The organism is Rhizobium sp. NFR12, assembly GCF_900108545.1.
Classification (GTDB): domain Bacteria; phylum Pseudomonadota; class Alphaproteobacteria; order Rhizobiales; family Rhizobiaceae; genus Neorhizobium; species Neorhizobium soli.
This window is the reverse complement of sequence record NZ_FNWM01000001.1, coordinates 1,521,517-1,543,729: the sequence shown is the minus strand read 5'-3', so window position 1 is coordinate 1,543,729 and position 22,213 is coordinate 1,521,517. Positions and strand designations below refer to the sequence as shown.

Here is a 22,213-nt window from a genome sequence, read left to right as displayed (position 1 = left end):
CTGCGTAGCCTTCCGCATGGATGTAGGAGATTTCCTTCAGTTTCAGGGCACCTTCCAATGCAAGCGGATAGCTCGTGCCACGCCCGAGATAGAGCACATCCTTGAAGCGCGAAAGCTCGCGCGACAGCGCTTCGATCTGCGGCTGGATGTCGTTCAATACCCGGCTCATGATCCGCGGCATCTCGGCGAGATGCTTGACCATCGCCTTCTCGTCGCTCTCCGTCACCGTGCCGCGGACTCGACCGGCACCGATCGAAAGGGCGGCCAGAACTGCGAGCTGGCAGGTAAACGCCTTGGTCGAGGCGACACCAATTTCAGGTCCCGCCAGAATTGGAAAGACCGCATCCGATTCGCGCGCGATCGTGGATTCGCGGACGTTGACGATGGCGCCGATCTTCAGGCCCTGTTCCTTGCAGTAGCGCAGGGATGCAAGCGTATCGGCCGTTTCGCCGGACTGCGAGATGAACAGCGCGGCCTGGCTGGGCGAAAGCGGCAGTTCGCGGTAGCGGAATTCCGAGGCAACGTCGATCTCAACCGGCAGGCGAGCATAGCGCTCGAACCAGTATTTGCCGATAAGTCCGGACAGATAGGCGGTCCCGCAGGCGGAAATCGCCAGACCCGACACTGTCGAGAAATCGATCGCCGTATCCGTCGGCTTCACCGTGTTGGTGGCAAAGTCGATGTAATGGGCAAGCGCGTGAGAAATGATCTCCGGCTGCTCGTAGATCTCCTTCTCCATGAAGTGGCGATGGTTGCCCTTGTCGACCATGAAGGTCGCGGCCTGCGAAATCTGGCTCTTGCGGGTAACCGGCCGGCCTTCGTAGTCGATGACCTCGAGACGATCATGGGTGATGATGGCGCAGTCGCCATCGACGAGATAGGTGATCTCGTTGGTAAAGGGCGAAAGCGCGATCGCGTCCGATCCTAAGAACATCTCTCCCCGGCCATGACCGACGGCAAGCGGCGGTCCGAATCGCGCCGAAAAGATCGTGCCGGGCTCGTCTTCGAACATCACGACCAGCGCATAGGCGCCGGAAACGCGATTGAGCATGGCAAGCATCGCCTCGCGGTGGCCCATACCTTCGCGCGTGTAATGCGCCAGCAGATGCGCCACGACTTCCGTATCCGTCTGGCTGGTGAAGACAGCCCCGTCGGCAATCAATGCGTCCTTGAGCTCGGAGAAATTCTCGATGATTCCGTTATGGACGACAGCGACTCCGTCGACGAAATGCGGGTGGGCGTTCGTCTCGTTCGGCACGCCATGCGTTGCCCAGCGGGTATGGGCGATCCCGATCGCGCCCGGCAGCGGGTCTCCCGCCAGCTTCTTTTCGAGGTTGAAGAGCTTGCCTTGGGCGCGGCGGCGATCGAGCTTGCCCTCGTGGATCGTCGCGACACCGGCGGAATCATAACCGCGGTATTCCAGCCTCCGCAACGCTTCGACCAGACGCGTTGCCACCGGCTCAAGTCCTACGATCCCGACAATCCCGCACATACAGGTCTCTCCAATTCTCTTCGTTCGATTGCGAAGTCCTAGCCGATTGCCTACGCCGTGCAATCGCCAGCGCGGTCACTTTCGATGTCGAACCGTAACGCGAAAACCTTAATGGCTAAGCTGCCAGCAGTTGGGTAGTGGCAGCCGTTTTGGATCGGGCAACCGCGCCATCCGGTTTACTTGGCTTTCGATGCCTTGATCGCCAGCGCACGGTCGCGAATGACCTTCGCACGGCCCGGCTTCACTTCCTGGCGAGCGCGACCAAGAGCCAACGCATCGTCAGGCACATCCTCCGTAATCACACTGCCTGACGCAACATAGGCGCCGTCGCCGATCGATACCGGTGCGACCAGCGACGAATTGGACCCGATGAAGCTGTTGGCACCAATACGGGTCTCATGCTTGTTGACGCCGTCATAGTTGCAGGTGATCGTGCCGGCGCCGATATTGGCATGCGCGCCGATGACCGCATCGCCGATATAGGTAAGGTGGTTCACCTTGGCGCCCTCACCCACCTTGCCGTTCTTCACCTCGCAGAAATTGCCGACTTTCGAGCCCTCGGCGAGATCTGCACCCGGGCGAAGCCGGGCAAATGGCCCGACTGTCGCACCCGAACTGACATGTGCGCCTTCGATATGGGAAAACGCGTGGATGACCGCTCCGCTATCGATCGTCACGCCCGGCCCGAACACGACATTCGGCTCGATCAGCGCGTCCTGTCCGATCTGCGTGTCGAAAGCGAGGAAAACGGTTTCCGGCGCAATCATCGTTACACCCGAGACCATCAGTTCGTGCCGACGGCGCTCCTGCCATAGACGCTCGATGTAAGCGAGTTCCGCCCGGTTGTTGCAGCCGGTCAGTTCCGTTTCGGGCGCATCCACGGCAACGACCTTCCCGCCGTTCGCCCGGGCGATCTCTACGAGATCCGTGAGGTAGTATTCGCCCTTGGCATTGGCATTGCCGATCTGTTCGAGAAGGGAAAGAGCCTTCGCGCCATTGATTGCCATCAGGCCGCTATTGCACCAGGTGACCTTGCGTTCCTCCTCAGTCGCATCCTTCTCCTCGCGGATGGCGACAAGCTCACCATTCTCCACCAGAAGACGCCCGTAGCCGGTCGGCTTGTCCGTGTGGAAGCCGATGACCACGACATCGGCGCCATTCTGCAACTCAGCCCGAGCGGCCATGAACGGGGCAGCGGTGATCAACGGAACGTCGGCATAGGCCACCAGAACGTCGTCGAAACCTTCCGCGATCGCGTCACGCGCCGCGAGAACTGCGTGTCCGGTGCCGAGCCGCTCCGTCTGCAGGAAAGCTTTGACCGATATCCCGCCGATCGCGCCTGCCTTGGCAACCTTGTCTGCGTCGCGGCCGACCACAAGCGCCGCGTCCGTCATGCCGGCCGAAGCGACCGCTGCCATCACATGCGCGATCATCGGCCGCCCGGCAACCGGATGCAGAACTTTCGACATGGACGATTTCATCCTCGTGCTGTCGCCAGCGGCAAGAATGACGGCAAGGCAGGAACGGCTCATTTCAGAATCTCCTTCGGCAATCGCCGCCTGTGTAGCAGCAACTGTCTTGAAGGGCGATAAACGGCATATGTCCATCGGAAACAAAAAGGGCGCCGATGAGGGCGCCCTTTCAAACTCAGACTGGAGACGAGCTCACTTCGGAAGCTTGTCGTCCACGCCCTGGATGTAGAAGTTCATGCCGAGCAGAACGCCGTCCTCGGCCTTTTCGCCAGCCTTCAGCCACTCGGAACCGTCCTGCTTGTTGATAGGACCGGTGAACGGATGCAGTTCGCCGGACTTGATCTTGGCTTCGGTTTCTTCGGCCATCGCCTTCACGTCGTCAGGCATGTTGGTGTAGGGCGCCATCGTGAGAATGCCGTCCTTCAGGCCGTCCCAGATCTGCTCCGACTTCCAGGAACCGTCGAGAAGCGCCTTGGTGCGCTTGATGTAATAGGCGCCCCAGGTATCGACGATCGCGGTCAGCTGCGTCTTCGGGCCGGCGGCGATCATGTCGGAGGCCTGACCGAATGCGAAAATGCCGCGCTCGGCTGCAACCTGCATCGGTGCCGTCGTGTCGGTGTGCTGGGTCAGGATATCGACGCCCTGGTCAACCAGTGCCTTGGCAGCATCGGCTTCCTTGCCCGGGTCGAACCAGGTGTTGGCCCACACGACCTTTAGCTTGAAGTCAGGATTGACCGACTTCGCGCCGAGTTCGAAGGCGTTGATGCCCATCACCACTTCCGGGATCGGGAAGGATGCGATGTAGCCGGCAACGCCCTTCTTCGACATTTTCGCAGCAATCTGGCCCTGGATGTAGCGGCCTTCGTAGAAGCGCGAATTGTAGGTCGCGAGGTTAGGACCAGCCTTGAAGCCAGTTGCGTGTTCGAACTTCACGTTCGGGAATTTCGCGGCAACCTTCACAGTTGCATCCATGAAGCCGAACGATGTCGTGTAGACGATCGCGCAACCGGAACGGGCCATGCGCTCGATCGCACGTTCGGCATCCGGACCTTCCGGCACGCTTTCGAGGAACGGCGTCTCGATCTTGTCGCCAAGTGCCTTTTCTAGCTCGATACGGCCGCGATCATGCGCCTGGGTCCAGCCGCCATCGGTCTTGGAACCGACATAGATGAAGCAGACCTTCTTCTTTTCCTGGGCCTGCGCGCCGGTCGAGAAACCACCCAGAAGGGCGGCCGACGCGGCTAGGGCGATAATCAGTTTCTTCATTTCCTAAACCTCTATTGGCTTGAAGACGGGGTGTGCTTACCGCGGTCACCGATCGGGAACGAATGCCTTTCCGAGCGAAGCCGGCGTATTGATGAGCGTCGTGCGACGATTATGCGAGATGATGATGAGGACGACAATAGTCGCCACGTAAGGAAGTGCGGACAGAACCTGGGACGGAATGCCGATACCGAACGCCTGCGCATGCAGCTGCCCGATCGTCACGGCCCCGAAAAGATAGCCGCCGGCGAGAACCCGCCATGGCCGCCACGAAGCAAAGACGACGAGCGCAAGTGCAATCCAGCCGCGTCCAGCCGACATGTTTTCCACCCATTGCGGCGTATACACAAGCGACAGCTGCGCACCGGCAAGACCCGCACAGGCGCCACCGAACAGCACTGCCAAATAGCGCGTGCGGATGACGTTGATGCCGAGCGCATGCGCCGATCCGTGGTTGTCGCCGATCGCGCGAAGCTTCAGGCCGCGACGGCTCTTGAACAGGAACCAGTTGATGCCGATGACAAGCGCGATAGACAGATAGAAGGTGAGATCCTGCGCGAAGAGAACGCGGCCGAAAAAGGGTATATCGGACAGGAGCGGAATGACGATCGGCTGCAGCTTGATGCCCGGCTGGCCGACGAAACTCTCGCCGAGCTGGCCGGAAATGCCGAGACCCAGGATCGTCAGCGCCAGTCCCGTCGCCACCTGGTTTGCCACCAGCGTCAGCGTCAGGAACCCGAACAGCAGCGAGAACAGCCCACCGCCGACAATGCCGGCGACGATGCCGATATAGGGCGAACCGGTCATCTGCGTCGCCGCAAAGGCGCAGACGGCGCCCATGATCATCATGCCTTCGACGCCGAGGTTAAGCACACCGGCACGTTCAGTGACGAGTTCGCCGAGCGCTGCGATGACGAGCGGCGTTGCGGCAGTGATGACGGTCAGAAGGATCGCCTCGAACATCAGCCCTTCGCCTCCGCCTGGCTTCCGGCAAAGATCAGCCGGATGCGGTAATGGATCAGCGTATCGCAGGACAGAACGAAGAACAGCAGCAGGCCCTGGAAGACGCGGCTGACTTTATCGGAAATCCCGATCGAAAGCTGGGCCGCCTCACCACCGAGATAGGTGAGCGCCAGAACGAGGCCCGACGCGATGATTCCGAGCGGATTGAGACGCCCCAGAAACGCAACGATGATCGCGGTGAAACCGTATCCGGGCGAAATCGACGGCTGCACGTGACCGATCGAACCGGATACTTCCGAGATCCCCGCAAGCCCGGCAAGTCCGCCGGAGACGAGCATCGAGAACCACACCATGCGCCGTGCCGAAAAGCCGGCAAAACGCCCTGCCCGTTCCGACTGCCCAAGCACCTGAACCTCGAAACCCTTCAGCATGAAGCGCATCATGAACCAGAGCGCCACCGCGGCAATGATCGCGAAGGCAAAGCCCCAATGGGCCCGGCCGGAGGCCAGCATTTCCGGCAGCACCGCCTCGATCTGGAAGCTCTTCGTCTGCGGAAAATTATAGCCCTGCGGGTCACGCCATGGGCCGCGGACCAGCCAGTCGAGAAACAGCTGCGCGATATAGACCAGCATCAGGCTGGTCAGAATTTCGTTGGTGTTGAACCGCGTCTTCAAAAGTGCGGGAATACCCGCGTAGAGCGCGCCGCCGGCAATGCCCATCAGAAGCATCAGCGGCAGGATCATCGGCGAATGCCACTCGGGATAAAGAACCGGCAGGATCGAACCCGTGATCGCCCCGATCGTGAACTGGCCCTCGGCGCCGATATTCCAGTTGTTCGAGCGGTAGCAGATCGAAAGCCCGACCGCGATCAGGATCAGCGGTGCGGCCTTGACGGCCAGTTCATGCAGCGACCAGACTTCGAGAAGCGGCTCGATAAAGAAACTGTAGAGCGCCGATCCCGGGTTCTTGCCGAGAGCCCAGAACAGGATGGCGCCGCCGATCAGTGTCAGCACCAACGCCAGAAGCGGCGAAAGAACCGAAAACAGTGTCGAGACGCGGGCGCGCTTTTGCAGTTCAATGCGCATACGTTGCCTCCGGCGAGGACGGCATGGCGTCAGGGATCGAATGGCTCTCGTGGATGCCACCCATCATCAGCCCGATCCGCTCCAGCGACAGGCTGCCGACCGGATGCGGCTCCGACAATTTGCCCTCCGAGATAACAGCGATATTGGTTGCCACCTCGAAAATCTCATCAAGGTCCTGGCTGATCACGACGACGGCGGAGCCGGATTTCGCGAGATCGATCAGCGCCTGACGGATCCGGCTCGCAGCACCGGCATCGACGCCCCAGGTCGGCTGGTTGACGATCATGATCGAAGGCTGCCGATCGAGTTCGCGCCCCACGACGAATTTCTGCAGATTGCCTCCCGAAAGCGATCCCGCCAGCGGATCCTCTCCACTCTTGCGCACATCCATCTGCTGACAGATGCGTTTGGTAGCCGAGCGGATCGCACCGGAACGCACGATCGACGCCAGACCGCCCGACAGGAATGCCTTCCGGTCCGGCTGGCTGCGCGCCAGAAGCAGATTGTCGGTCAGCGACATGCCGGGTACGGCAGCATGACCATGCCGCTCCTCGGGCACGAAACTAGCGCCGAGCAGCCGCCGGCCATTGATGCCCGTGCGACCCACGGACTTGCCGCGGACCTTGATCCGGTCATCATCGGCAACCAGATATTCGCCAGACAGCGCGTCGAACAGTTCGCTCTGGCCATTGCCCGCAATGCCCGCAATCGCAAGGATTTCGCCTGCCCTAACGCGCATAGAAATGTTCTTGAGACTGACCGCGAAAGGCGAGCGCGCCTTCACGGTCAAATCGGTCACATCGAGTTGAATGTCCCCGAGCGCCACCGCCTCGTCCCGATGCACCGCGGCAACTTCGGTACCCACCATCATCCGGGCAAGTGACGCTGGCGTCTCCTGCCTCGGATCGCAGGCGCCGGTCACCTTGCCGTGGCGAAGAACGGTGGCGCGGTCGCAGATGCGACGCACTTCCTCCAGCCGGTGGCTGATATAGAGCACCGAGCGGCCCTCGGACTTCAGCTTGAAAAGCGTCTCGAACAACCGGTCCGCTTCCTGCGGCGTGAGCACGGAGGTCGGCTCGTCGAGAATGATCAGCTTCGGGTTCTGGAGGAGAGCCCGCACGATCTCGATCCGCTGGCGTTCACCGACCGAAAGGTCGGCCACATGCGCATAAGGATCAAGCGGCAGTCCGTACGCCTTGGAAAGCGAGGCAGCCTCTTCGGCGATCTTGGCAAGTGGTGTCTTCGGATCGAGCGAGAGCGCGATGTTTTCGGCAACCGTCAGCGCTTCGAACAGCGAGAAGTGCTGAAACACCATGCCGATGCCGAGCTGCCGGGCTTCCCCAGGCGAACCAATCGTCACCGGGTTCCCCTGCCAGACAATCTGCCCGCCCGATGGCTGAAGCACGCCGAACAGCATCTTTACGAGAGTGGATTTGCCGGCACCGTTTTCCCCAAGCAGCGCATGGATTTCGCCCGGCGCGATATCGAGATCGATACCAGTGCACGCAGCAAAATCGCCGAACAGCTTCGTCAGTCCACGGACCGACAAAAGCGAAGCAGCCTGCTCGCTCTCGGAAAAAGTCACGACGTCCCCTCGTTCACCCGCGCGCCCGGTCTTGAGTGCCGGTATTTCCGCGTCGCAGTTATTTCAAATGCTGAACCCGTCCGGTCTGACCGGATACTTGGTTGATATTGATACCGTTTTTGTTGCCTTGCACAACAGCAAAGAGACGCGTTGCGAAAAAACGCAGCTATTTTCCAAGTCCTGGAAAAAGCTGCATGATGCCGCCGATGCAATAGAGATAAAGACTGCTGATCACGACGCCCCAGACGAGCCAGTCCGGCGACTGGAAATGCAGGAGCAGCGAGTAGCCGGCGAGCGCGCACCAGAGCAGGCAGATCCCGAGATTGAGCGGCCGCAGGCGCTTGACGCGGACGGGATGGAGGAAATTGATCGGCAGGAAAGTGGCAACCACGGATACGGAGACCACGATCATGGCCGTCGTCGCACTGGCATCGATGACGAACAGCGTCAGTACCACCATGTTCCAGACGACCGGGAAACCGGAGAAGAAATACTCGTCGGTCTTCATGCCCATGTCGGCATAATAGATCGCACTCGAAACGACGATGGCGCCGGCCGCAACGAATGACCAGGGTTCGCCGATCATTCCACTTTGATAAAGCGCAAAGGCCGGCAGGAGAACGTAAGTCACGTAATCAATGATATTGTCGAGCGTATCGCCCGACCAGTTCGGAAGGACTTCCTTCACATGCACCTTGCGAGCGATCGGTCCGTCGATCCCGTCAACCAGAAGTGCCAGCCCCAGCCACCAGAACATGTCGACAAATCGATGTTCTGCCGCAGCGACGACACCGAGGAATGCCAGGAAGGAGCCTGACGCCGTCAGGAGATGCACGGAGAAAGCCCGGATTTCCGCGTAAGGGACGTTCCGATAATTGAATAGTCGCCTGAACACGCGTCCCCCGCCTTTCCGTGAAGCCTGCGAGATATGCGGCCAATTGTCCCCGTTTGCAACTGCGCATGCCGGCGCACACCTGATTATGACCGGGAAAACCAGGATTTCTCTCGATCCCTCGTGGGCAACGCGTGCCGAATCTGACGCTGCTACGGCTGGAATTACGGCCAGCACTCTATAAATACGGTGAGAGCGAATGGCTCCGGAGGTGACAGATGCACGAGTTCGAAATTGCCGTCGTTGGCGGCGGCCTGACAGGATCGGTAGCGGCGCTGGCTTTTGGTCGAGCCGGCCGCAAAGTCGCGCTGATTTCGCCGGCATCCGAGCGAGACGATGGGCGCACCACCGCGCTGATGGATCAATCCATCCGCCTGCTGGATCGGCTGGGTCTTTGGGATATCATCGCGCCATCGGCAGCACCGCTGTCGATCATGCAGATCGTCGACGGCACGACGCGGCTGCTGCGCGCCCCCACCACCCAGTTTCGCGCACAGGATGTCGGGCTCTATGCGTTCGGCTACAACATTCCCAACAACGCGCTGTCTCCGGCGCTGGATAAGGCGATCGACCTGGAACCGAACGTCACCCGGTTCACGCATCAGGTCGAAGCCTTCGACCTCGACGGTGATCGCGCCAGCCTAACCTTGTCGGACGGCTCGTCGATGTCCGTTGATCTGGTCATCGGCTCGGATGGGCGAAAATCGAGCACGCGCGAGGCCGCCGGTATCGACGTCCGCCGCTGGTCCTATCCGCAGTCCGCCCTCGTGCTGAATTTTGCCCACACCGTCCCGCATCACAACGTCTCGACGGAATTCCACACCGAGACGGGACCGTTCACCCAGGTTCCCCTGCCCGGTTCCCGCTCCAGCCTCGTCTGGGTGGTTCGGCCTGACGAAGCCGAGCGGTTGATGGCGACCGATCTCGACCAGCTGTCGCAGCTCGTCGAAGACCGCATGCAGTCGATGCTTGGAAAGGTGACCGTCGAAGCCGCCCCGCAGGCCTGGCCGCTTTCGAGCCTGATGGCAGACCGGTTCGGCAAGGGCCGTGTCGCACTTGTCGGCGAAGCCGCGCATGCCTTCCCCCCGATCGGCGCCCAAGGCCTCAACCTCTCGCTGCGTGACATCATCACGCTGAGCGATCTGGTGACGGACGAACCGGACAGACCGGTTGGCGCGGATATCGGCGATCGTTTCAACCGGAGCCGCCGCCCCGATATCATGACCCGCACCTTCGGTGTCGATCTGCTCAACCGCTCACTCCTGTCGGACTTCCTGCCCGTCCAGATGCTCCGCGCCGGCGGCCTCCAGGTCTTGAAGAACGCTCCGCCTCTTCGCAATCTGATGATGCGGGAGGGGATCGAACCGGGCCGCGGACTGCGCGAAATTTTTTCGGGCCTAAGGAAGCAAGCCCGCAGATAGAAAACCGGAATGGATGAGATAGAGGATCGCTGGCAGGGTGAAGACAGACGCCAGCGTGATAATCAGGATGCTCGCCGACGCGCGCTCCTGCCAGACGCCATATTGCTGGCTGATGACGAAGACATTTGTAGCTGTCGGCAGGGCTGACAGCAGCGTCGCCGAGTAGATCCAGACCGGTTCGAAACCACCGATCAGCGACAGGACCGAAAACGTCGTCAGTGGCAGTACGATCAGCTTGAAGACGGCGATATAGCCGATCTCGACCGGAACACGCCGCACCGGCCTCAACGCCAGCGTCACCCCCATTGCAAAGAGCGCGCAGGGCGCCGCCGCTTGCGCCAGATAATCGATAAGCCGCTGTACCGGTTCGGCCGGCTGCCACGCCATCGCGGCGAATGCAGAGCCGACAGCTGTCGAGATGATGAACGGGTGCAGCAGAACCTTGCGGGCGATATCGCCCGCCACCGCCAGCGGTGATCGACCGTCGCCGCCGGCTGCCGCCATCATGGCGGGTGCCACGATGAAATGGACGGCGTTCTCGAAACAGACGATCAGCGCCACCGGCACGGCAGCCGCTTCGCCAAAAGCAAGCAGTGCAAGCCCCGGCCCCATATATCCGATGTTGCCGTAAGCGCCGGCAAACGCCTGGATCGTGCAGTCCTCGAATGACGTCTTGCGTATCAGGAACCCGATCAGGAACACCACCGTGAAGATCAGATAGGTCGCGAAGATCTCGCCAAGAATGAAGTCGACCCGCGCCAGTTGCTCCATCGGCGTGCGCGAGACGAGCTTGAAGAACAGCGCCGGAAGTGCCGCATAGATGATGAACGTGTTCATCCATCCAAGCGCCTCGGCCGGTTGTTTGGTGACCTTTGCGGCCACGTAGCCGATCAGGATCAGTCCGAAAAACGGGAGCAGCAAGCCGATGATGTCGCCCATGCCGCCTTTAATCCTTACCGCGGTTGTCCTTGAGGTCGTTCCGTTAGCCGATTTGCATCAGGATTGGAAAGGTCTGCTGGAACCAGATCGCGGCTGACGTCACGAAACCGAAGATGAAAGCAAGACCCGTCAGGATCAGCAACACGCCCATCGCCTTCTCGACGTGACCGAGATGCCGGCGAAAGCGGGTGAGGAACCGCATGAAGGCACCGGAAAAACTCGCAGCGATCCAGAACGGCACCGCAAGACCGAGCGAATAGATCGCCAGAAGCATGGCGCCCTCGCCCACCGTATCGCGCGACGCTGCAACCCCGAGGATCGCTCCGAGAACGGGACCGATGCACGGCGTCCAGCCGAACGCGAAAGCCAGCCCCATCACGTAGGCGCCAGACAGCGTCGCCGGCTGTCCACCGCCATGAAACCGCGCCTCGCGCGCAAGCAGGCCGATCCGGAACACGCCGAGGAAATTCAGGCCCATGATGATGATGATCACGCCGCCGATCTTGGAGAGCAGGTCGAGATGCTGCCGGAGAAGAACACCGATCGTCGACGCACCGGCGCCAAGCGCAACGAACACGGTCGCAAAGCCGATGGTGAAGAAGAACGCGGCCAAAAGAACCGCGCGGCGCGTATCCTTTGACCGCGACACGGCCGCATGCCCGTCGCGGAACTGGTCGACGGAAATGCCGGCCATGTAGCACAGGTAGGGCGGCACCAGCGGCAGGACGCACGGGGAAAGAAACGATAGAGCGCCGGCAATCAAGGCACTCAGAAGAGAGATATCAGCAATCGACACGTTTTGGTCCGCAGGTTTTGATCGGCATTGTCCGACCGTGGGATCGATTTCACCTAAGCATGCCGCGCGCGGAAAGCCAGTCACCTTTTTGCGCGCAGACGAAGCGGCGGGGAAAAGCGTTGAGGAACGCAATTTTGCACAGCTAGCGGGGTTGACCGCAAAGAGTGACCTGCATATGTTCCGCGCACTTTCAAAGGATGCCTCGGCAGTCTTTAGGGAGAGCGTAGCTCAGCTGGTAGAGCAACTGACTTTTAATCAGTAGGTCCAGGGTTCGAACCCCTGCGCTCTCACCATTTATCCAGATAATGTGGTGAAACTCGACGCTGGCGAAGATGGACTTCAGATGTTCCGTAGTCTTCGACCTGCATCAAATCATGTGAAATTCCCCCGATGATGAACAACCCCTGGTCAAAACCTGTCGTCGTCCTGATTTGCGAGCCGCCTGTCGAAACGACAGTCGAAACGACCCAGGCTGCGGCCTGGGCGATGATCGAGGACTGGCCTGTCGAAGACGGTCCGCTGATCGACCGTGCGCTGATCGTGTGCGCCGAAGTGGATGGTGGAAAACGCAAGCCGGAAGACGCCCGTGCGGCCTTCGTCGCTGCTGCCGAGGAAGCCGGCGTTCTCGTCAGCGCCTGAGACCAATAGCTGCCTATTGGTCGCTTTCCGCTCACTCGTCACGGAACGTGTGGTTGATCTGATCCATCATCGGCTTGGTCAGATAGGAGATAACCGACCGGTCGGCGACCTTGATAAACACCTCCGCGGGCATTCCTGGATAGAGCGACAGGCCCTGTAACCGCGCGATATCGCCTGCATCAGGCGCAATCCGCACGATATAGGAGGCAGCGCCGCTACGCTGATCGACAACCGAATCGGGCGAGATCGACGAAATCTTGCCCTGGACTTCAGGCGTAGTCTTCTGGTCGAAAGCGCTGAAGCGGATGTCGACACTTTGTCCCACGCTCAATTGGTCGATGCTGCGCAAAGCGACCTTCGCCTCGACCGTCAGGCTGCGCGTCTCCGGCGACAGCAGCATCAGCGCCTCGCCCGGATTGGCAACGCCGCCCACCGTGTGCAGCGCCAGCTGATAAATGTAACCGTCAAGCGGTGCGCGAACGTCGAGACGGTCGAGCTGGTCCTGTATGGCGATACGGCGTTCTTCTGATTCGGCGATCTTTGCCTCGACATCGGTCAGGTCACGCGCGTTTTCCGTCTGCCTGTCTTCGTCGAGCTGCAGGATCTGCAGGTTGATCTCGTTGATGCGGCCATGCGCCTGCGCCCGCGTCGCGATCATCCGTCCGCGATTGCCGTCAAGCTCGGCGCGCTGGCGCTTCAGCGTGTTGACACGCTGCATCGTCACGAGCTGCTTTTCGTAGAGCGAGCTGATAGCCGTGTGTTCCTCATCGATCAGCACGATCGAATCGTCGATCGACTTGATCTGCAGCGTGGCGCCCTCAATTTCTTCGGCCAACTGGCTCTTCCGCTCGGCGAGCTGCTTCTTCATACCCTCGAGCGAGGCGCGACGGCTGAGGAAGAACTGCTGTTCGCCTTCGATCAGGATGCGGTTCGTCTGGGAATTGATACCCGCGGCCTCGGCTTCCTTGACCGTGAAGTTCTCCTCACCGCGGCGTTCCGCCTGCAACCGCGCGCGCCGCGCGTAAAGCTGTGCCAGCGTGCTGTTGGTAATGCCGAGATTGGATTTGAGCGACGTGCCATCCAGCCGCAGCAGGACGTCCCCCGCTTTGACATGCGCGCCTTCCTTGACGAGCAGCTCGGAGACAATACCGCCGGTCAGGTGCTGCACCTTCTTGGCATTGTCCTCGATCACGACACTGCCTTCGGCCACCACCGCATTCGACAATGTCGTGCTGAGTGCCCAGCCGCCGATGCCGCCGACAAGCAACACGCTCAACGTCGATACGAGCAGGATATGGCGCTTCAGCGAACGCTCGGCTGTTGTCATCTTGAGACCTATTGCCTTATCTGTTCCGGGCTTTCCCCGACGACCTTGAGCGGCGAACTTCTCTCGTTCGGCTGGTTCTCGCGCCGAAGCACCTTCGAGAGCACCTCGTCCTTGGGACCAAAGGCCGCAAGACCACCGTCCTTCATCATCAGCACGAAATCCACCGCCGCGAGCGCACTCGGGCGGTGCGCAACCACGATCACGATGCCCCCGCGTTTACGGATGCCGATGATCGCGTCCGTCAGCGCGACCTCGCCTTCCGAATCGAGATTGGAATTGGGCTCGTCCAGAACAACCAGAAACGGCTTGCCGAACAACGCACGCGCAAGCCCGATGCGTTGGCGCTGACCGGCCGAAAGCATGGAACCACTCAAGCCAATATCGGTATCATAGCCGTTCGGCAGGCGCAGGATCAAGTCGTGGACGCCCGCAGCCTTTGCCGCCTCAATGACATCGGCCGCATCAGGGTTTTCACGAAACCGCGCAATGTTGTCCGAAACGCTGCCCGCAAAAAGTTCGATCTCCTGCGGAAGATATCCGAGATGGCGGCCACGGTCCTCGTCGCTCCACTGGTCGAGCGCTGCGCCATCCAGCCTGACACTGCCGCGATAGATCGGCCAGACGGCCGTCAGTGCCCGCACGAGCGATGATTTGCCGGATGCACTCGGTCCGATCACGCCGAGAGCGCTGCCGGCCTGAAGCGTAAACGATACATTGGAAATCACCAGTTTCTGAAGCCCAGCCGGGCCGCTCGATAGGCTCTCCACCGCCAGACTTTGCTTCGGTGCGGGCAGCGACAGAGGCATATCGGCCTCCGGCAGAGCATTGAGCATATGCCGCAACCGTTTCCAGGCCTGCTGGGCCGAAACGAAGCCGCGCCAGTTTGCAATCGCCTGCTCGACCGGGGCAAGCGCGCGGGAGGTAAGGATGGACGACGCGATGATGATGCCGCCGGATGCCTGGTTTTCGATGACGAGCACCGCGCCGACGGCGAGGACCGCCGACTGCAGCGCGATTCGAAAAATCTTGGTAACGGACAGGTATCCGTTCGAGGTATCGGAATTGGTCTGATAGCTGCTGCGATAGTTGGCGTTTGTCGCAGTCCATTGCCGTGAGAAGTCGTTTGCCATGCCCATAGCCTCAATGACTTCGGCATTGCGTTGTGCCGCCGAAAGAAAGGCGCTGCGCTGGCCGGTCAGTTCGTGCACTTTCTTGGCGGAAACCTGCGTGCTGCGATTGGTGAGGTAGGTGAGCACCATCAGGATGAGCGCCCCGCCGACTGCCATATAGCCGATGACCGGATGAAACAGAAAACAGATGGCGACATAGAACGGCAGCCACGGCAGGTCGAAAAAGGCCGGCGGCCCCGCGCTCGAGACAAACGAACGGACCTGGTCGAAATCCTTCATGATCGAAAGACCGTCGATCGACGCCTTCGTCTTGACCGGCGCCTTGAGCATCATCTTGAAAACCCGCGACCCCATCGTATCATCGATGATGCCGGCAATCCTTGTCAGCATGCGGCTGCGGGTAAGCTCGAATGCGCCTTGAAACAGATACAGCATCAATGCCAGCAAGCTAAGCGCGATCAGCGACGGGATGCTGCGGCTTGGGATGACGCGATCATAGACCTGCAGCATGAAGAATGAGCTGGTGAGATAGAGCACGTTGACCAGTCCGCTCGCGACCGCGACCGCAACGAGACCGGTTCTGCTCCGCGCAATGGCTTCGCTCATCGGATCTTTGGTGGCTTGCCGTGGGGATCCCGAAGCGGTTTCGGCCATAATGCGCAATCCTGATGCAGGGATCACACCTATTACCCGTAACGGGTTTAAAGTTCAATAAAGCCGCGCGGCAGACAGATCTATCCGGCACAAGTGCCCCGCTCTCGTCCAAGGACGTGCCGGGGCAAACCATTTGTCAATCAACAATTCGCAAAGTTCTTAAATCGGCGGCTATCACGAATTGGTTTACGGAACCTTACTTCAGGACCGCCGTTCTGACGGCAAAGGAGTCTCAGCATGAGAATAGTCTTCGTCGCTCTTATCGGTTCGGTCCTCAGTATTTTGGTGTTCAAGTATTCTGATCACTCGCTTGGCGATACGGAAATACTCGCGTCTCCGACCCAGCTGTCGGCTGCCAACTAGGATCATCACACGGAGGACAAGGACCGGCCTACATCATCGCGATCTCAAGCGATCGCATCACGAGAGGAAGTGCAAGCATGACCGTTCGTAATGTTTTGCTGGTATGTTGTTCAGCTGCTGTTGGTGCCGTCTTTGTAATTCTTGTTGGCATTCCAAACACGCCTGTTGCCCACGAGAAATCCGCTCGCTTGAGTGGCGCCGCGACTGAAACGGCTTTTCTTCCCGAGCGCTTCGGGGTCCCCCATCCAACCCGTTGAAATTTTTGATGCGTAAACAAAAAAGGCCGGCGTCAGAAACGCCGGCCTTTTTGCATGCTGAATTGCTTCAGTGGATCGGCTTGCCGCCGTCTTCTTCTTCGAACGTCACTGCGACGTCACCATCTGCAGAGAGACGAACCTTGTCGCCTTCGACATCGGCAACGAGTTCAAGCGAAATGAAATGGTGATGGCCTCTATGGCTCCCCTCACCGCTATCCTTCTTGGTCAGCTTGATACGGTTTCCTTCAACGCGGTCGACCGTTCCGATGTGGACGCCGTCCGCACCGATCACTTCCGCATGTTCCTTGATAAGGGCGACATCGATCATCTGAGTTCTCCTTTGTGTGTTCAGCCATAACGCACAACCGAGAAGTTCGATGCAGTGCCTCCGATACATTACCGACATTTAAGTTGGCCACCGGCTGCTTTCATGCGAATGCCTCGTTCCAGAGTTGCAAAGCCGCGGTTTCGACGCGATCCCTCGCTAGACCGGAACGGCTCGCGCTATTTCCACCGCATCGAGGATAGCCATTGAACGTCCAGTCCACTCCCCCAGCCAGCCGTAAACAGGATGCGCCTGATCTCGCCGCGATCCTTGCGTCTTCGGGCAAGCGGAAAAAGCGTGGACGTTGGTTTGTCTGGCCTCTCCTCATCCTCATCGCCGCCGCAGCCCTGCTGGCTTACTCCTATTTCGGCAGCAGCGGCCCTCGATACGATTACACGACGCAGGCCGCAAAGCGCGGAGACCTTGCGGTAGTTGTCACTGCAACCGGTTCCGTCCAGCCGACCGATCAGGTGGACATATCGAGCGAGCTTTCCGGCACGGTCCGAAAAGTCAACGTGACCTATAACAGCGCGGTCAAGGCTGGCGATGTGCTGCTTGAACTGGATACCAGCAAGCAGGAAGCGGATGTGCAGAGCGCGCGCGCGCAACTTGCGTCTGCGAAGGCCAACGTCCTGAAGGCCGAGGCAGAAGCGGCTTCCGCGAAGATTTCATTCGACCGCCTGACGGCACTCGTCGCCAATCGCATTTCCAGCCAGCAGGATCTGGATGCGGCGCGCTATGCCTACGAATCGGCGGTTGCGACGAAGGACATCAATCAGGCCGCGATTCTGTCTGCCGAAGCAAGCCTGAGGCTCGCCGAGGTCAATCTCGGCAAACTGACGATCGTATCTCCGATCGACGGGATCGTGCTGACCCGCGAAGTCGATCCCGGTGCAACGGTCGCCTCTTCGCTCAATGCACCGGTCCTCTTCACAATCGCCGGCGACCTCAAGCGCATGGAACTCCAGGTCTCCGTCGACGAGGCGGATGTCGGTCAGGTCAAGGATGGGCAGCCGGCGCGCTTCTCTGTCGACGCCTATCCAGAGCGGAGCTTTCCGGCCACAATCGAAACCGTCCGGTTCGCGTCCGAGACAGTGTCCAACGTCGTCACCTACAAGGCGATCCTGACCGTCGACAATGCCGATCTGCTGCTGCGGCCGGGCATGACCGCCACGTCAGACATCACGGTCCAGTCGGTCAAGGATGCGCTGCTTGTCCCGAACGCAGCGCTTCGCTACTCGCCGGCCGCCACCGCACGGCAGCGCGGCAATGTCCTCTCCCGGCTGTTCTCGCCACCACGCCCGCCCCGCAACCGCAATCGTGGCGAACAGGCAGCGAATAACACCCGCGCCGTCTGGGTGCTGCGCAACGGCGAAGCCCAGCGGGTGCCGGTCGAAACCGGGCCGACCGATGGCCAGTTCACGGTTCTGAAATCAGGCGAAATCCGCGACGGCGATGAACTGGTGACGGATGCCGTCGCAAGGGCGCAGTGATGGACCTCGCCGTCACGCCTGCCCCCCTCATCGCATTCGACAAGGTCTCGAAGTTCTACGGGCGCGGCGAAGCGACGATCCGGGCGCTGGACCAGATCGACCTTGCCATATCGGCCGGGGAATTCGTGTCGATCATGGGACCCTCCGGTTCGGGCAAGTCGACAGCGATGAACATTATCGGCGGGCTCGATATCCCCTCATCCGGCGAGTTTCTATTTCAAGGCGTTCCGACATCAGATTTCAGCCGCGAGCAGCGGACACTTCTGAGACGCCACATGCTGGGCTTCGTGTTCCAGGGGTTCAATCTTTTGGCTCGCACATCGGCCGTCGAAAACGTCGAGCTCCCGCTCGTCTATCGCGGCATGGCGCACAAGGAGCGGCGTGAGCGCGCAACTGCGGCGCTGGCGCAGGTCGGCCTCGCCGGACGCGAAGGCCATACCACTCAGGAACTCTCAGGTGGTCAGCAGCAGCGCGTCGCGATCGCCAGAGCCATTGTCACCGATCCGGCCGTGCTTCTCGCCGACGAGCCGACCGGCAATCTCGACACCAAGACCAGCATGGAGATCATGGATCTGATCACCCGGCTCAACCGCGACAACGGCATTACCGTCATCATGGTCACCCATGAGGAAGACATCGCAGCCTACGGGTCGCGTCTGTTGCGCTTTACCGACGGTCATCTTGTCTCCGACGAACCCAATCTCGAAAGGGCAAGCCATGCTGCTGGAAGCCGCTAAGCTCGCCTGGCGGGCAATCAGCCGCAATCTTCTGCGCTCCTTTCTCACGGTGCTGGGCGTCGTGATCGGCGTCGCCGCCGTCATCGCCATGGTCACGATCGGCAATGGTACGACGGCCAAGGTGCGCGATGAACTCTCCCGCCTCGGCACCAACACACTGTTCATCCGCCCCGGTCAGTGGGGACCGGGACGCGCGAGCACCGAAGCCAAGCGCTTCAACGACAAGGATGTGCTGGCGATCAAGGAGCAGATCTCCGGTCTTCGGGGCGTCGCACCGATCAATCGCGGGACAGCCACGGTCATCGCCGGCGGCGCCAACCATTCGTCGAGCGCTGTCGGCACCACCAACGACTATTTCATCGTGCAGGATTGGGATATGGCGCTCGGCCGCAATTTCAATCCGAACGAGGATCGCGGCAGCCATGCGGCCTGCATCATCGGCGAGACGGTGCGCAAGCAGCTGTTCGGTGCCGCCAACCCGGTCGGACAGTTGATCCGGGTCAGCAACATCGCCTGCCCGGTCGTCGGCGTGCTCGCGGTCAAGGGTCAGTCCGGCATGGGTGACGACCAGGACGACACCGTCATCATGCCGCTGAAACTGCACCAGCGGCGGATCGGCGGGACGACGACGATCTCCAGCATCGTCATTTCCGCTCAGGACGGCGTCTCGACCGCCAAGGTCCAGTCGGACGTCGAAGGCCTGCTGCGCGAGCGGCGGCGCATCGCGATCGGACGCGATGACGACTTCTCCGTCAACGACATGTCGCAGATCGCAGCCGCGATGACGGGAACGACGGTTCTGCTGACGGGCCTTCTTGGTGCCGTCGCGGCCGTCAGTCTTCTTGTAGGCGGTATCGGCATCATGAACATCATGCTGGTCTCGGTCACCGAACGCACCCGCGAGATCGGCATTCGTCTGGCGATCGGCGCGCTAGAAAGCCAGGTTCTCAGACAATTCCTCGTGGAGGCTGTGATGCTGTCGATCTTCGGCGGCGTGACCGGCATTATCACCGGGCTTGCGCTCGCCTACGGCGTCGTCAGCTTTCTTCAGGTGCCGTTCGTGGCAAGCCCGACGATCATCCTTATGGCCTTCGCCTTTTCCGCAGCGATCGGCATGATCTTCGGCTACTTCCCGGCCAGGCGGGCAGCCCAGCTCAATCCGATAGAGGCGCTACGCCACGAATAAACGCGCATGAAAAAAGGGCCTCGCGGCCCTTTCTCTTTAACATCTCAAATTATCGACTCAGGCAGCCGGAGATTGCGTGGTGCGCTGCTGCGCAAGCGCCGCAAGATCGGCAGGCTTCAGTTCGACGGATTCGCCGCAACCGCAGGCCGATGTCTGGTTCGGGTTCACGAAGGTAAATCCGGACCGCATCTTGGTCGTCTCGAAATCCATCTGGGTGCCGAGCAGGTAAAGAACGGCCGAAGGCTCGATCCACACCTTGGCGCCTTCCCGCTCGATCAGGTCGTCCTTGGCATTGGGCACAGTCACGAGATCGATCGTGTACTCCATGCCGGCGCAACCGCCCTTCTTGATACCGACGCGCAAGCCGAGCGCATCAGGACCGGAGTTCGAGGTGATCTGGTTGACGCGCTGTGCAGCAGCGTCGGTGATCGTCATGACAGCAAAGCCCATGGCATTCTTTCCTTCCACGACCGGGTTCAAGGCCCGGTGTTTCTAGACCTGGTGTTTCGAGAGTACGTCTCGTGATTCCAACTTAGTACCGGTGCCTTAACCGATCAATACCATCCGACAGCAACCTGCGCCTCTTCGGACATCCGCTCCGGCGTCCACGGCGGATCGAAGGTCATCTCGACCTCGACCCCGGACACGCCTTCGACGGCGCCCACGGCATTCTCCACCCAGCCCGGCATTTCGCCGGCAACCGGGCAACCGGGCGCTGTCAGCGTCATCATGATCTTCACCATCCGGTCGTCCTCGATATCGACCTTGTAGATCAATCCGAGTTCGAAGATGTCGGCCGGAATTTCCGGGTCATAGACGGTTTTCAACGCCGCGACGATGTCGTCGGAAAGCCGCGCCACCTCGTCTTCGGGAATTGCGGACTGGATGATCCCCTCGCGGGCATCCCATTTCGGTATCTGGTCGTCCATGGCCTTCAAAAGTCCTTCAGGAAAAGAAATCGCGGGCGTAGTCGAGCGCATCGGCCAACGCATCCACTTCGGCGCGGGTATTGTACATGCCAAAGGATGCACGGCATGTGGAGGTAACGCCGAAGCGTTTCAAGAGCGGCATGGCGCAATGGGTGCCGGCTCTGACCGCCACACCGCGCCGGTCGATCACCATAGAAATGTCATGCGCATGAATGCCGGCAAGCTCGAACGAGAAGATCCCGCCCTTGCCCAGCGCATTGCCGATGATCCGCAGCGAATTGATCGCACTCAGCCGTTGGGTCGCATAGGCGGTCAGATCCGCCTCGTGCTTTGCAATCGCATCACGGCCGACCCTGTCCATATAGTCCAGCGCATGACCGAGACCGATCGCCTGAACGATGGGCGGTGTGCCGGCCTCGAACCGGTGCGGCGGATCGTTGTAGGTAACGAAATCCTCGGCCACGTCGATGATCATCTCACCACCGCCCATGAACGGCCGCATCTCTTTCAGACGGTCCGCCTTGCCATAGAGGACGCCGATGCCCGAGGGACCGTATAGCTTGTGGCCGGTCATCACGAACCAGTCGCAGTCGATATCGCGCACATCGATCGGCATGTGGACAGCGCTCTGGCTGCCATCGACGAGAACCGGAATGCCGCGCTCGTGGGCGATACGGCACACTTCCTTGACAGGAACGACAGTCCCGAGCGCATTCGACATATGCGTGATGGCGACCAGCTTGGTCTTGTCCGTCAGCGCCTTTTCGAAGTCGTCGAGATGAAAGGCACCGTCGTCATCGACCGGGATCCAAACGATCTTCGCGCCCTGGCGTTCGCGAATGAAGTGCCATGGAACGATGTTGGAATGGTGCTCCATGATGGTGATGACGATCTCGTCGCCCTCGCCGATTTGCGGCATTCCGTAACCGTAGGCGACGGTGTTGATCGCCGCCGTCGAATTGCTGGTGAAGATGATCTCGTCGACGGAACCGGCATTCAGGAAACGGCGCACCTTTTCGCGCGCCGCCTCATAGGCATCCGTTGCCGCATTGGACAGGTAGTGAAGGCCGCGATGCACATTGGCATACTCGTTCGAGTAGGAATGCGCGATCGCGTCGATCACGGCCTGCGGCTTCTGGGCAGAAGCTCCGTTGTCCAGATAGACCAGCGGCTTGTTGCCATGCACCATGGTCGAAAGGATCGGGAAATCCTTTCGGATCGCTTCGACGTCGTAAGCTGTCGCAGGTGTGATCTGGTCCATGTCA

Annotated in this window: 21 protein-coding genes and 1 tRNA gene; 7 read left to right on the top strand and 15 right to left on the bottom strand. The window is 60.3% G+C overall.

The window, feature by feature from the left end:
* The 7 genes from glmS to pcsA all read right to left on the bottom strand — a co-directional run.
* Positions 1-1,492, bottom strand: a 1,492-nt coding sequence (gene glmS / locus BLW69_RS07385) for a glutamine--fructose-6-phosphate transaminase (isomerizing) (RefSeq protein WP_092660897.1), incomplete at its 3' end; no start/stop codon positions are given.
* 176 nt (positions 1,493-1,668) lie between these two features.
* Positions 1,669-3,024, bottom strand: a complete 1,356-nt coding sequence (glmU, locus tag BLW69_RS07380) for a bifunctional UDP-N-acetylglucosamine diphosphorylase/glucosamine-1-phosphate N-acetyltransferase GlmU (protein WP_092660895.1) — start codon at positions 3,022-3,024, stop codon at positions 1,669-1,671.
* 132 nt (positions 3,025-3,156) lie between these two features.
* Positions 3,157-4,230 (bottom strand): BMP family ABC transporter substrate-binding protein, encoded by a 1,074-nt coding sequence (locus BLW69_RS07375; RefSeq protein ID WP_092660893.1) that lies wholly within the window; start codon positions 4,228-4,230, stop codon positions 3,157-3,159.
* A gap of 45 nt (positions 4,231-4,275) precedes the next feature.
* Complete coding sequence (locus tag BLW69_RS07370; protein WP_062456779.1) at positions 4,276-5,190, bottom strand: ABC transporter permease; 915 nt, start codon at positions 5,188-5,190, stop codon at positions 4,276-4,278.
* Complete coding sequence (locus BLW69_RS07365; protein WP_062456776.1) at positions 5,190-6,275, bottom strand: ABC transporter permease; 1,086 nt, start codon at positions 6,273-6,275, stop codon at positions 5,190-5,192. Before BLW69_RS07365 ends, BLW69_RS07370 begins: the two co-directional genes overlap by 1 nt.
* On the bottom strand, positions 6,265-7,860 hold the full coding sequence (locus BLW69_RS07360) for an ABC transporter ATP-binding protein (RefSeq protein ID WP_092660891.1): 1,596 nt from the start codon (positions 7,858-7,860) through the stop codon (positions 6,265-6,267). The genes BLW69_RS07365 and BLW69_RS07360 overlap by 11 nt, the downstream gene beginning before the upstream one ends.
* A 166-nt stretch (positions 7,861-8,026) precedes the next feature.
* Positions 8,027-8,755 carry a phosphatidylcholine synthase gene (pcsA, locus tag BLW69_RS07355; RefSeq protein WP_062456769.1) on the bottom strand — a complete coding sequence of 243 codons (729 nt, stop codon included), beginning with the start codon at positions 8,753-8,755 and terminating at the stop codon, positions 8,027-8,029.
* 215 nt (positions 8,756-8,970) lie between these two features.
* Here pcsA and BLW69_RS07350 point away from each other — a divergent pair, with 215 nt between their 5' ends.
* On the top strand, positions 8,971-10,173 hold the full coding sequence (locus BLW69_RS07350) for a UbiH/UbiF family hydroxylase (RefSeq protein WP_092660889.1): 1,203 nt from the start codon (positions 8,971-8,973) through the stop codon (positions 10,171-10,173).
* Here the strand turns inward: BLW69_RS07350 and BLW69_RS07345 are convergent.
* Together BLW69_RS07345 and BLW69_RS07340 are read right to left on the bottom strand one after the other, a co-directional pair.
* Complete coding sequence (locus tag BLW69_RS07345) at positions 10,150-11,112, bottom strand: AEC family transporter (RefSeq protein ID WP_092660888.1); 963 nt, start codon at positions 11,110-11,112, stop codon at positions 10,150-10,152. The two genes, BLW69_RS07350 and BLW69_RS07345, sit on opposite strands and share 24 nt — an antisense overlap.
* Before the next feature lie 43 nt (positions 11,113-11,155).
* Positions 11,156-11,908, bottom strand: coding sequence for a cytochrome c biogenesis CcdA family protein (locus tag BLW69_RS07340; RefSeq protein WP_092660887.1), 753 nt, complete (start codon positions 11,906-11,908; stop codon positions 11,156-11,158).
* 217 nt (positions 11,909-12,125) lie between these two features.
* On the opposite strand from BLW69_RS07340, the gene BLW69_RS07335 reads away from it, so the two are divergent.
* Positions 12,126-12,201, top strand: a tRNA-Lys gene (locus tag BLW69_RS07335).
* A 100-nt stretch (positions 12,202-12,301) separates the two neighbouring features.
* Positions 12,302-12,547: a DUF982 domain-containing protein gene (locus BLW69_RS07330; RefSeq protein ID WP_092661134.1), complete on the top strand. Its 246-nt coding sequence runs from the start codon at positions 12,302-12,304 to the stop codon at positions 12,545-12,547.
* A 31-nt stretch (positions 12,548-12,578) separates the two neighbouring features.
* Here the strand turns inward: BLW69_RS07330 and BLW69_RS07325 are convergent, their stop codons facing one another.
* Positions 12,579-13,874: an HlyD family type I secretion periplasmic adaptor subunit gene (locus BLW69_RS07325; RefSeq protein WP_062580782.1), complete on the bottom strand. Its 1,296-nt coding sequence runs from the start codon at positions 13,872-13,874 to the stop codon at positions 12,579-12,581.
* Positions 13,875-13,882: 8 nt separating this feature from the next.
* Positions 13,883-15,610 carry a type I secretion system permease/ATPase gene (locus tag BLW69_RS07320; protein WP_244508774.1) on the bottom strand — a complete coding sequence of 576 codons (1,728 nt, stop codon included), beginning with the start codon at positions 15,608-15,610 and terminating at the stop codon, positions 13,883-13,885.
* A 285-nt stretch (positions 15,611-15,895) separates the two neighbouring features.
* Between BLW69_RS07320 and BLW69_RS23105 the strand changes: the two genes are divergently transcribed.
* Positions 15,896-16,021, top strand: a complete 126-nt coding sequence (locus BLW69_RS23105; protein WP_256413796.1) for a hypothetical protein — start codon at positions 15,896-15,898, stop codon at positions 16,019-16,021.
* Positions 16,022-16,345: 324 nt separating this feature from the next.
* Here BLW69_RS23105 and BLW69_RS07315 read toward each other — a convergent pair whose 3' ends face one another.
* Complete coding sequence (locus BLW69_RS07315) at positions 16,346-16,606, bottom strand: DUF2171 domain-containing protein (protein ID WP_092660883.1); 261 nt, start codon at positions 16,604-16,606, stop codon at positions 16,346-16,348.
* A gap of 203 nt (positions 16,607-16,809) precedes the next feature.
* Here BLW69_RS07315 and BLW69_RS07310 point away from each other — a divergent pair, with 203 nt between their 5' ends.
* Genes BLW69_RS07310 through BLW69_RS07300 form a run of 3 tightly spaced genes read left to right on the top strand, consistent with a single transcriptional unit; the run spans position 16,810 to position 20,019 of the window.
* Positions 16,810-18,096: an efflux RND transporter periplasmic adaptor subunit gene (locus tag BLW69_RS07310; protein ID WP_062580786.1), complete on the top strand. Its 1,287-nt coding sequence runs from the start codon at positions 16,810-16,812 to the stop codon at positions 18,094-18,096.
* Positions 18,096-18,833, top strand: coding sequence for an ABC transporter ATP-binding protein (locus tag BLW69_RS07305; RefSeq protein WP_062456744.1), 738 nt, complete (start codon positions 18,096-18,098; stop codon positions 18,831-18,833). The genes BLW69_RS07310 and BLW69_RS07305 overlap by 1 nt, the downstream gene beginning before the upstream one ends.
* Complete coding sequence (locus BLW69_RS07300) at positions 18,814-20,019, top strand: ABC transporter permease (protein ID WP_092660881.1); 1,206 nt, start codon at positions 18,814-18,816, stop codon at positions 20,017-20,019. Before BLW69_RS07305 ends, BLW69_RS07300 begins: the two co-directional genes overlap by 20 nt.
* A 57-nt stretch (positions 20,020-20,076) precedes the next feature.
* Here BLW69_RS07300 and sufA read toward each other — a convergent pair whose 3' ends face one another.
* From sufA to BLW69_RS07285, 3 genes are all read right to left on the bottom strand, one after another.
* Positions 20,077-20,469: a Fe-S cluster assembly scaffold SufA gene (sufA, locus tag BLW69_RS07295; RefSeq protein ID WP_062456738.1), complete on the bottom strand. Its 393-nt coding sequence runs from the start codon at positions 20,467-20,469 to the stop codon at positions 20,077-20,079.
* 104 nt (positions 20,470-20,573) lie between these two features.
* Positions 20,574-20,948: an SUF system Fe-S cluster assembly protein gene (locus BLW69_RS07290; protein ID WP_062456735.1), complete on the bottom strand. Its 375-nt coding sequence runs from the start codon at positions 20,946-20,948 to the stop codon at positions 20,574-20,576.
* Positions 20,949-20,964: 16 nt separating this feature from the next.
* Positions 20,965-22,209 (bottom strand): cysteine desulfurase, encoded by a 1,245-nt coding sequence (locus BLW69_RS07285; RefSeq protein ID WP_092660879.1) that lies wholly within the window; start codon positions 22,207-22,209, stop codon positions 20,965-20,967.
* Positions 22,210-22,213: the final 4 nt, after the last annotated feature.

Excerpts from the sequence above, each read along its gene's own strand:
- glmU (WP_092660895.1), bottom strand. The coding sequence starts at position 3,024 with ATGAGCCGTTCCTGCCTTGCCGTCATTCTTGCCGCTGGCGACAGCACG.
- BLW69_RS07375 (WP_092660893.1), bottom strand. The coding sequence starts at position 4,230 with ATGAAGAAACTGATTATCGCCCTAGCCGCGTCGGCCGCCCTTCTGGGT.
- BLW69_RS07370 (WP_062456779.1), bottom strand. The coding sequence starts at position 5,190 with ATGTTCGAGGCGATCCTTCTGACCGTCATCACTGCCGCAACGCCGCTC.
- BLW69_RS07365 (WP_062456776.1), bottom strand. The coding sequence starts at position 6,275 with ATGCGCATTGAACTGCAAAAGCGCGCCCGCGTCTCGACACTGTTTTCG.
- BLW69_RS07350 (WP_092660889.1), top strand. The coding sequence starts at position 8,971 with ATGCACGAGTTCGAAATTGCCGTCGTTGGCGGCGGCCTGACAGGATCG.
- BLW69_RS07345 (WP_092660888.1), bottom strand. The coding sequence starts at position 11,112 with ATGGGCGACATCATCGGCTTGCTGCTCCCGTTTTTCGGACTGATCCTG.
- BLW69_RS07330 (WP_092661134.1), top strand. The coding sequence starts at position 12,302 with ATGAACAACCCCTGGTCAAAACCTGTCGTCGTCCTGATTTGCGAGCCG.
- BLW69_RS07325 (WP_062580782.1), bottom strand. The coding sequence starts at position 13,874 with ATGACAACAGCCGAGCGTTCGCTGAAGCGCCATATCCTGCTCGTATCG.
- BLW69_RS07320 (WP_244508774.1), bottom strand. The coding sequence starts at position 15,610 with ATGAGCGAAGCCATTGCGCGGAGCAGAACCGGTCTCGTTGCGGTCGCG.
- BLW69_RS23105 (WP_256413796.1), top strand. The coding sequence starts at position 15,896 with ATGAGAATAGTCTTCGTCGCTCTTATCGGTTCGGTCCTCAGTATTTTG.
- BLW69_RS07315 (WP_092660883.1), bottom strand. The coding sequence starts at position 16,606 with ATGATCGATGTCGCCCTTATCAAGGAACATGCGGAAGTGATCGGTGCG.
- BLW69_RS07305 (WP_062456744.1), top strand. The coding sequence starts at position 18,096 with ATGGACCTCGCCGTCACGCCTGCCCCCCTCATCGCATTCGACAAGGTC.
- BLW69_RS07300 (WP_092660881.1), top strand. The coding sequence starts at position 18,814 with ATGCTGCTGGAAGCCGCTAAGCTCGCCTGGCGGGCAATCAGCCGCAAT.
- sufA (WP_062456738.1), bottom strand. The coding sequence starts at position 20,469 with ATGGGCTTTGCTGTCATGACGATCACCGACGCTGCTGCACAGCGCGTC.
- BLW69_RS07290 (WP_062456735.1), bottom strand. The coding sequence starts at position 20,948 with ATGGACGACCAGATACCGAAATGGGATGCCCGCGAGGGGATCATCCAG.
- BLW69_RS07285 (WP_092660879.1), bottom strand. The coding sequence starts at position 22,209 with ATGGACCAGATCACACCTGCGACAGCTTACGACGTCGAAGCGATCCGA.